We start from the raw sequence: 9272 nt of genomic DNA, 5'->3' as shown, positions 1-9272 counted from the left end.
GCATGAGTCCCAGCGCCTTGATTACGAGGTCTCGGTCCCCGAGATCGATCTGCTCGTGGACCTCGCGCGGGATGATGCGGACGTCTATGGCGCACGTCTGACCGGCGGGGGCTTCGGCGGCTCCGTTGTCATGATGGCTCGTGCGGGCACCGGCGCTGCGGTCGCCGCGCGGATCTCCGAGAGCTACGCGGCCCGCTCGGGTCAGCGTCCATCGATCCTCCTCCCGCAGCCTCCTGCTCCCCAGTCAGCCTGAGGACTCCAGTCGATTCCAGAACCCGGGCTCACACAGCCTCGGGATCCACAGGTCGCGGGTCCCTCGCTGCGGGACGGGTCCTCCCGCCGGCTGGCGGGTCCTCCCGCCCCGGCGTCCCGCTCTCTCAGGTTTTTTTGGTCAGCGCACCAGGAGATCCGGCCGGGCACGGCCCTCCACCTGGAAGGTCGGCCAGCGCGGATCCACCGTGAGGATCTCCAGGCCCCCTTCGGTCAGCACCACCGTGTCCTCGATCTTCGCTCCCGGCAGAGAGGGGTTCCAGGCCATGGCGTTGTTCGGCTGCAGGACCACCTTCGAGCCAGGCCCCGCCACATCGTCGCGCGAGAGGTATCCGCACGAGCCTCCCTGGTGATGGAAGGCCTCGGCGCCTGGGTGCCCACAAGCCGCATACGCCTCCACCATCGCCGCGTACACCTGCCCGAGCGTCACTCCAGGCCGCGAGCCCCGGAAGGCCGCTGCCTCGACCCGCGCCACGTCCGTCACGAGCCGGCGCTCCTCCACCGTGGGCTCCCGGAAGTAGACGAACCGGGTGAGGTTGGCGAACAGCCCGTGCCGACGCGCGCAGAAGACCAGCATCGCCCGCGAGCCCAGGCGCTCCCGGCTCGCCGTGGCATGCCGGTGCAGCGGCAGGCGACGCTCCTCTCCCACCAGCGTCAGCGCGGGGTGGATGCCGCGCGCCCAGAGCGCCTCAGCTCCGGCGCCCGCGAGCTGCCAGCCCGTCCAGTCCGGCTTCGCCGCGAGCAGCACCTCGGTCATCGCCTCTGCCGCGTCGCGCCCGAGCACCCGGTAGCGCTCCAGCTCCTCGGGAAGCAGCGAGTGCCGCGCGTCCACCAGCTCTGCTGGCAGCGGCACCTCCTGCCCCGAAGGACGATCCGAGGCGACCAGGCCTCCTCCCCGCTTCGCTTCGACGAAGGCCTCGCGCTGCCCACGCTCTGCCCACGGACACGCCCACACCCGGAGCCCCGGCGGAACCTCCTCCTGCTCCATCCTTGCCGCTTCAATGGCATCCGTCAGCACCCACGCCGCCGCACGGGTGATGAGCACCTCCGCCACCCCCACGTCCGTCGTGAGCAGGACCACGTTCGAGCCACCACAAGTCGCCCAGGCGAACCAGTCCACCCCTCGCAGCCGCACCGCGCTCAGGCCGTGCTGCTCCAGGATCGCGCGCACCCGCGCCAGCTTCACCTCGAGCTCTGACGCCGCTGACACCTGCCCCTCCTGGGGAACCCTCGCCACGGAGACCCCGCTCCGCGACCCGGGCTGGAACCGCTCGCGCAGCCGGGGAGTGACGAGCTCCAGATCCTCGGGCGCCTTCACCGGCTCGAACCGGGAGATTCGCGGATCCTGCCGCGGCACCTCGATGAAGGCCACGGAGAGCAACGGCCGCCCGTCCGGCCCTACCAGCGTGCTCGCCTCTCCCGTGACCTGCTCGATCTGCAGCACCTCCTGGCCCTCTACCTTCTTGCGGGCGACACGGTAGGGAACCTCGATGTCCTTCTCGAGGAGGGCTGACAGCTCGAAGCCAAGGTTGTTGGTGGAGATGAGCGCGTGCTTCTTCGAGTCCACGTGCTCGATGAGCTGGAGGTGCTCACCGATGCGGACAGGCGCCGCCCCCGTGTCCAGGGTGCCTTGTGTATTGGCGCGCGGGGTCACCTCCACGCTCATCTGCTTGCCGAGCTTCACGTGAAGCCCAATGACCAGCGGATCGAGCGTCGCTCCCATGTTGTCGACGTTGGAGAAGAACACGTGCAGCACCCCTCGTCGGCGGAGCTCCTCTGCCGTGCCACTCTCCCGAAAGGCCCGGAAGAAGTCGCCGTGTCCCGAGGGCGCGAAGGACAGCTGGCCGTCAGCGCCCCGGAACAGCTCCCAGCCCGGCGTCAGTCGGGGCAGCATCCGCTGGCGGAACAGGAGCACCTGCCGTCCAAGCCCACTCCGAGAGACGTAGGCCTCGATCGCCTCATGGCTCAGCGGCGAAGTCATCATCGCCACATGCACCGAAGTGTCGTAGCGCTCGCCGATCTGGCGGATGTTCTCCATCCTCAGATCCAGGATGGTGCGTCCATCGAGGACCGGTGCCAGCGCCTTCACGGCCCCGCCGAAGCGAGTCCCCGCGCCCCCCACCAGAAGCACGACGGCGACCGCTCCTCGACGCAAGGCCTCCTCCCCAAGCCGCAGGCACTCCGCATGGAGCTCCGTCCCGGGGCGAGGCATGGGCTCGAGATCAGCGAGGGCCAGCGGCTGAGGCTCCGCGGAGCGCTCAGCGGTGGGCTTGCGCTGGGACTCATCACGGAGTCGTGACACCAGTCTCTGGAACAGCGCCGCGTCGAAGCCTTCGATGTCGTTCATGGGCGCGGGCTACATAGCCCTCGGCGTCGCCCGCTTCAATCTCTGGAAGGTGGCGCGCTGCCAAAGGAATGTGGGTGGCAAGCTGGCAGCTTGTCTCCGCGGGCGCCATCATCGCCGCCCTGCTGCCCGCCACGATGTTCTTCTTGATGCAGAGGTACTTCATCGCCGGACTCACACTCGGGGCGACGAAGGAGTAAGTGGAGGAGAGGGAGCTTCCTGATGCTGGGCGTCTGCTACTACCCCGAACACTGGCCCGAGACGCGCTGGGCCGAGGACGCGCGCCGAATGAGGGCGCTGGGCCTCACGTATGTCCGCATCGGCGAGTTCGCCTGGAGCCGGCTGGAGCCCCACCCGGGGCAGCTCGACTTTGGCTGGCTGGATCGCGCGATCGACACGCTGGGCTCGGCCGGCCTGCGCGTGGTGCTTGGCACTCCCACGGCCACCCCGCCCAAGTGGCTGGTGGATCGCACCCCGCGCATGCTGCCGGTGGATCGCGAGGGCCGGACACGCGGGTTCGGCTCGCGGCGGCACTCCTGCTTCTCGTCCGCCACCTATGCGCGGGAGTGTGAGCGCATCGTCACGCTTCTCGGGGAGCGCTACGGCCACAACGCCTCGGTGGCGGGCTGGCAGCTCGACAACGAGTACGGGTGCCACGACACCGTGCGCTGCTACTGCGCCAACTGCCAGGAAGCCTTTCGCGCGTGGCTCCAGCGCCGTCACGGCTCCTTGCAGGCGCTCAACCAGGCCTGGGGCAATGTCTTCTGGAGCATGGAGTACCGCGCCTGGGAGGAGGTGGAACTGCCCCACCTCACCGTCACCGAGGCCAACCCCTCGCACTGGCTGGACTACTACCGCTTCGCCTCGGACCAGGTGGTGGCCTTCAACCGGCTGCAGGTGGACCTCCTGCGCCGCCTCTCGCCAGAGCGCTTCCTCGCCCACAACTACATGGGCTTCTCCACCGACTTCGATCACTTCCGAGTGGCCGCGGATCTCGACGTGGCGAGCTGGGACAGCTACCCGCTGGGCTTCACGGATCAGCTCCCCCTGCCCGCGGACGTCAAGCAGCGCTATGCCCGCACTGGCCACCCGGACATCGCCGCCTTCCATCACGATCTCTACCGCGCCGTGGGCCGCGGCCGGTGGTGGGTGATGGAGCAGCAGCCGGGCCCGGTGAACTGGGCCTCGCACAACCCTGCACCGGCTCCGGGCATGGTGCGGCTGTGGACGTGGGAGGCGCTCGCGCACGGCGCCGAGGTCGTCTCCTACTTCCGCTGGCGCCAGGCGCCCTTCGCCCAGGAGCAGATGCACGCCGGGCTTCATCGGCCGGACTCTGCGCCGGACGTCGGCTTCTTCGAGGTGGAGCAGACGGCCCGGGAGCTGATGTCCGTGAAGCTCGGAGCCACCTTGCGTGCGCCCGTGGCCCTGGTGTTCGATCATGAGGCGGACTGGGTCCTGTCCATTCAGCCCCAGGGCAAGGAGTTCCAGTACAAGTCCCTGGTGCTCGAGTGGTACACGGCCATCCGGCGGCTCGGCTTCGACGTGGACATTGTCCCGCCGGGCGCGAGCCTCGATGGGTACCCGCTGGTGCTGGTGCCCTCGCTGCCCATCATCAGCGATGCGGCGTTGAAGGCCTTCGAGGCCTGCAAGGGGCGGGTGATCTTCGGCCCTCGCAGCGGCTCGAAGACCGCGCACTTCCAGATCCCCGGCGGACTGCCCCCCGGGCCGCTCCAACGGCTGCTGGATGTGAAGGTGACCCGCGTGGAGAGCCTCGCTCCCGAGATGACGGAGACACTGGACTGGCAAGGGCGCCGCTATGAGGCGCGGCTCTGGCTCGAGCACCTGGATGTGGGCGCCGTCATCGAGGCCCGCTTCAGCGACGGCAAGCCCGCAGTCATCTGCAATGGCCGTGTCCACTACCTGGGGTGCGTGCCTGACTCCGCGTTCCTGATGGACTGGTTCGAAGTCCTGGCCAGGGAAGCCAACCTGGCTCCGCTGCGGCTGCCCGAGGGAGTGAGGCTCCGCAGGCGCGGTGGCACCACCTTCGCCTTCAACTCGGACTCCGTCCCCTGGCGCGCTCCCGTGCCGGCGTATGCCCGGATCCTCCTGGGCGATGGCATGGTGCCTCCCCAAGGCGTCTGTGCCTGGGGTTGAGCCTGGCTCCCGGAGTCGGGTGCTTCTCTAGAGAGTGCGCGAGAGCACGAACGCCGCGGCCACGGACAGCGCCCCGGCCGCCGAGAAGCAGCCCCAGGCCCGGCGCGCCAGCTGCTGCCCCGTGCCCATGGCCTCGGCCCCGAGCACCAGCATCGCCGGGCCGCCCTGCTTCCCGCGCAGCACGTACGAGCCCGGCGCGGGCCCGCGCTGCAACTCCCCCACCACGAGGCACGGCTCCCCGAGCTTGCCCACGCGCTCGTAGGACAGCACCTCCTCCACCGGCTTGCCCTGGACGAGCTCCCCTGCGTCCGGCTCCACGAGCCGCGGATCTGTCTGGCTCCGTACGACGCGCACCGGCGCCAGCATCGTGGAGGGCGAGAAGCTCACCGCTGCCTCCGTCAGCTCGCCGCGCACCGTGATGAGCAGCGAGTACGCCTTCTCCTGGGAGATCAACGGCCCCTTGCGCCCCTGATCCCCCGCCGAGCGCAGCTCCGCGTCATAGAAGGCGCACACCACGCCGCCCGGAGAAGTCACCGGCTCGCTGGCCCCGAGCCGCCCCCGGTACACCCCCCACCCGGGCTCCCGGCCCGCGCGCAGCTCCGCCACGGCCTCATCAATGCTCTTCGGCGCCGAGCCTTTCAGCGCGTCCGCACGCAGCCGGGCCCGCGAGCCCAGGAGCGCCAGCCCTGCCGCCACCCCCAGCAGCACCAACCCCATGCCGCGGCCCGCCGTGTCCAGCGAGACCTGCAGCGAGGTGGGCACGTAGTCCGTGCTCAGCGCCAGGGAGACGGCCGCCAGGAGCCCGAACCACGCAAGCGGCCAGCGGGGCATGAATGCGCGCGCGTCCTTGCGCCCGAAAGCGAACGCCAGGCCCACGAGCCCCAGCAGAGCCGCTCCGTACAGCGGCGTCAGCATCATCCTCGCGTCCATCCCTTCCCCCGCGGCTGATGGCGTGCGCACGCCGTCGCACGTCACGCCTGTCGAGGGTGGGGATGGTGCAATGGGGGTGCAAGGCCGCCCGGTACCTCAGGTGCAGGGCGTCGCCCACTGGACCTTCCAGGGCAGGAGGTCCGTTCACTCCTGGGCGCCCGCGACCCTCCGCTTCGGCCGCTCCTTCAGGATCCCCTGCACCACCAGGTCGTCGAAGCTGCACTCCAGGTTGCGGCAGCCCAGGGCCACCTTGCCCACGCGCCCCTCCAGCCCGTGCAACATCTTGTAGGCGAAGCGCCTGTTGTTCACGAACGCCTCCGCCATCACGCCGTTCTTCTTCCGCTTGAGCTGGAGCCGCACGCGGAATGGGCCCTTCGCGGGCACGGGCATCTCGTCCGCCGTGAGGTTCTCCAGATCCTGGGAGCTGTTGCCCACCACCTCCTCGCCATCCTCCAGGAGGTAGCGCCAGGACAGGCGCATGCCCACATCCGGGATGGCGAACGCCGACACCTGGAGATCCTTGATCCGGTACGTCAGCTCGCCGAAGTGCTGGGCATCCGCCTCGTCCGGGTAGCCAGGCCCCAGCGGGCGCACATCCATCTCCACCTCGGCGGTCAAGTCGTCACTGGAGAAGTACCGGTGCGCCACGTATGTGCGCGGCAGGAAGCGCCCCTTCGGGCCCAGCTCGCTCCCGCCCTGAGTCACCAGGAGCTTGCCTTTCTCCAGGCGCCACGTCCCGGACCAGGCATTCATCTCCTCCTCGCCCACCAGGAAGTCCAGCGTCACGCGCGAGAGCCCATCCGGCTTGTCCGCCTTCTCCACCTGGGAGGTGGCGAACAGCTCGCTGTCCGTGTTCGCGGGCCACGGCTTCTTGCCGGGCTTCACCGCGATGCCCGACGTGCCAATGGTGATCCCGCCTTTCTCCCCGCCGTCCACGTGCAGATCCACCGAGCCGAACACCATGCGCACGCCGGCAGCCAGGAGGATGAGCCCGCCCACCACGGCCAGCCCGGTGCGCACGCTGCGCCAGCCCATGTGGAGCCGCTTCGCCACGGAGCCCGGCGCCAGCTTCCGCGCGGAGCGGGCCCCCGAGGAAGCACCTGGTGCCAGGGCCGGTCCGGAGCCGGAGCCCAGCACCCCCTCGAGCGCGGCGCACACCTCACCCGCCGTCGCATAGCGCGCCTCGGGCTCGTTCTCCAGCAGCCGGGCCACCACCTCGTCCACGCGCGGATCCACCCCCTGCACCCGCTCGGAGGGCATCCGGAAGCGCCCCACCGGCAGCTCCCCGGTGAGCACCTCGTAGACCATCACGCCCAGCGAGAACAGATCCGCGCGCCCGTCCACGCTCCGGGCATCCCGCCGCTGCTCCGGCGCCATGTAGTTGATCGTCCCCATGGCCACCGCCGTGGCCGTGAGGTTCAGCCGCGAGTCCGGCCGCCGGATGCCCGCCAGGCCGAAGTCCGCCACCTTCGCGTGGCCCCTCGCGTCCAGCAGGATGTTCTCCGGCTTCAGGTCCCGGTGGATGATCCCCTTCTCGTGCGCGTACTCGATGGCGCGCGCCACCTGGAGCAGGATGCGCAGGCCCTGCTGCGGCGTGGGCCGGTTCACCCCCAGCAGCTCGCGCAGGGAGCGCCCCTCCACGTACTCCATCACGAAGTAGTAGTGCTCCCCGGCCATCCCTCGATCGATGATCTGGATGATGTTGGGGTGGCTGAGCGCCGCCAGCGCCGTGGCCTCCTTCTCGAAGCGGGTGACGAACTCAGGATCCTTCGCCAGCCGCGGGGGCAGCAGCTTCACCGCCACCGTGCGCTCCAGCGACTGCTGCCGCGCGAGCCACACCTCGCCCATGCCTCCCCGCCCCAGCACCTCCAGCATCTCGTAGCCCGGCAGCTCCACCTTGCCCTGGGAGACAAACGTCCCATCCAGCTCCGCGTGCTTGCCAGGCCCTGCGGCCACTTCGGAAGGCCGCAGCACCGTGGCCGAGCTGACGTCCAGGTCCACCATCAGCGGCTGGCTCGGAGGCGCCACGCCGCCCCCAGGCATCGTGGGGACCGACTCCTGGGGCGAGAGCACGACACCACTCACCCCCGCCGCGCCCACCTGCCCGCCTGCCTGCACCTCAGCGCCGCTCGAGCCCCCCGCGGCAGACAGCTGGACCGCCTGCATCTCCGGCACCGTGACGCGCGAGCCCACGGTGGTGATGACATTGCGGCGCACCTCGAAGCGGATCCCGCAGCGGCACAGCAGACGCTGGCCGCTGACGTACACGCTCACGTCGTGCGTGCGCTCGCAGTTGGGGCAGACCTGGGTGATCATGCGTCCCGGACAACGGTGCGCTCCGAGCCCGTCACCCGGAACGTCTTCACACCCTTCTCCCGGCCCTTCACCTGCATCACGGGGAGCTCCACCGCGAAGAACCCCGGCCCGGCCTTCTCGATCGTCGTCCCGGAGGCCAGCACCTCACCGCTCTTGGCCAGACCGCACAGCCGGGACGCCGTGTTCACCGTGTCGCCAATGGCGGTGAACTCATGGCGCTCGACGCTGCCCATGTAGCCCACAACGGCCTGGCCGGTGTTGATGCCAATGCCCACCTCGATGGGGGGCTTGCCCTGCATCTTGCGCTTCTCGTTGAGCTCGTCCACCGCCTCCATCATCTCCAGCGCGGCCTGCAGCGCGCGCGCCGGATCGTCCGGGTGCGTCAGCGGCGGGCCCCACACGGCCATCACGCAGTCGCCGATGAACTTGTCCAGGTTGCCCTCGTGGCGGAACACCACGTTGGCCATGGCGGTGAAGAACTCGTTGAGCATCTCCACCACGGCCTGGGGAGACTCGCTCTCTGCCAGGGTGGTGAAGCCGCGGATGTCCGCGAACAGGCAGCTCACCTCCGCCATCTTGCTCTGCGCCAGATCCTCCGTCTCTCCCTTGATCACCGCGTCCGCCACGGCCTTGGAGAGGAAGCGGCTCAGCTCGGCGCGGGTGATGGCCTCGGCGCGGATCTGCTCGGCCAGCGCCGCGTTCTCCAGGGCGATGCCCGCCTGCGCGGCGATGCCCGTGAGGATCGTCAGATCGTTCTCGGAGAAGGCGTTGATGCGCTGGCGGCTGTCCAGGAAGAGCACCGCCTTGATGGAGCCATTGCTGGTGAGCGGCACCGCCATGGCGGAGCGGATGCCCTGCGCCACGATGCTCTCGGCGGCGGAGAAGCGCTCGTCGATGATGGCGTCCGCGGTGAGCACCGCCTTGCCTGTCTCCACCACGCGCCGCAGCACGGTGTCCGACAGCACGACGGCCATGGCCCGGCCCTGGCGGTGGTGCACCGCCACCGCCTCAAAGGTCCCGTCCGGATCGGGCGTGAGGATGACGCCGTTGTCCGCGGGCAGCAGCTGGAACGCCACGCGGATGATCTGATCGAACAGCTCCTGCTGCGTGCCCGCCAGGCTCACCTGGCGGTGGAACTCGTAGGCGATGCGCAGCTTCTCGTAGTCCCGGCGCAGCGCCTCCATGTCGCTCAGCTCGTCGGCCGGGCGGAAGTTCTGCGGGCCCTGATCCATCTGCGCCAGGAACGCCGGCACAGAGC

6 protein-coding genes and 1 pseudogene are annotated in these 9272 nt (G+C 69.7%); 3 read left to right on the top strand and 4 right to left on the bottom strand.

The features are described from left to right. A pseudogene (locus tag VD972_RS36185) lies at window positions 1-253 on the top strand (galactokinase); the annotation flags it as partial. Between the two features lie 138 nt (window positions 254-391). On the opposite strand, the gene VD972_RS36180 reads toward VD972_RS36185, so the two are convergent. Then, window positions 392-2617, bottom strand: a complete 2226-nt coding sequence (locus VD972_RS36180) for a UTP--glucose-1-phosphate uridylyltransferase (RefSeq protein ID WP_324993376.1) — start codon at window positions 2615-2617, stop codon at window positions 392-394. Between the two features lie 74 nt (window positions 2618-2691). Between VD972_RS36180 and VD972_RS36175 the strand changes: the two genes are divergently transcribed. Both VD972_RS36175 and VD972_RS36170 read left to right on the top strand, forming a co-directional pair. Further along, window positions 2692-2814, top strand: a complete 123-nt coding sequence (locus VD972_RS36175; RefSeq protein ID WP_324993375.1) for a hypothetical protein — start codon at window positions 2692-2694, stop codon at window positions 2812-2814. A gap of 22 nt (window positions 2815-2836) precedes the next feature. Next, complete coding sequence (locus VD972_RS36170) at window positions 2837-4768, top strand: beta-galactosidase (RefSeq protein ID WP_324993374.1); 1932 nt, start codon at window positions 2837-2839, stop codon at window positions 4766-4768. Between the two features lie 27 nt (window positions 4769-4795). Here VD972_RS36170 and VD972_RS36165 read toward each other — a convergent pair whose 3' ends face one another. The 3 genes from VD972_RS36165 to VD972_RS36155 form a co-directional block, all read right to left on the bottom strand. Further along, complete coding sequence (locus VD972_RS36165) at window positions 4796-5728, bottom strand: hypothetical protein (protein WP_324993373.1); 933 nt, start codon at window positions 5726-5728, stop codon at window positions 4796-4798. Window positions 5729-5842: 114 nt separating this feature from the next. After that, window positions 5843-8014, bottom strand: coding sequence for a serine/threonine-protein kinase (locus tag VD972_RS36160; protein WP_324993372.1), 2172 nt, complete (start codon window positions 8012-8014; stop codon window positions 5843-5845). Next, window positions 8011-9272: adenylate/guanylate cyclase domain-containing protein (locus VD972_RS36155; RefSeq protein WP_324993371.1), on the bottom strand; the 1262-nt coding region annotated here is incomplete at its 5' end. The genes VD972_RS36155 and VD972_RS36160, both read right to left, overlap by 4 nt.

It is taken from the genome of Hyalangium sp. (assembly GCF_035629615.1).
In the GTDB taxonomy this organism is placed as follows: domain Bacteria; phylum Myxococcota; class Myxococcia; order Myxococcales; family Myxococcaceae; genus Hyalangium.
This window is presented reverse-complemented; position numbering and strand designations above follow the sequence as displayed.